Genomic DNA, 304 nt, shown 5'->3' with positions numbered 1-304 from the left:
ACCTTAGTCTGGGTGGTGTTAAACGCGCGATTCTCATGATGGGCGGTGACTGCGCAGGTATCAAAGCGACCGAAGTCATTCGGCCCGTGCTTCAACAGGAAGTGGATGTCCGTGTTCTCACGCTTTGGAAAGTTAAGGGAAGCCCTTGGCTCCAATTCGCAGACCACGAAGAACCGAGCAAGGCCGCAAAGCGCGCTGGCGTCACCTTGTTCGACCCGGGTAACTGCCCGGAGTGGATTTTGGAGCGCGTGAAGACGAAGTATTTTGAAGGATCATCATGATAGCTGTTGATTTTCTCAAGACC

At 53.3% G+C, this 304-nt stretch carries 1 protein-coding gene; it reads left to right on the top strand.

From position 1 onward, the window contains the following. On the top strand, positions 1-281 hold a 281-nt coding region (locus AC1RPN_RS08820), incomplete at its 5' end, for a hypothetical protein (protein ID WP_481763813.1). Between the last annotated feature and the right edge of the window lie 23 nt (positions 282-304).

The sequence above is a fragment of the Dellaglioa sp. CoH-57-MRSF-20 genome (assembly GCF_056781955.1).
This window is presented reverse-complemented; position numbering and strand designations above follow the sequence as displayed.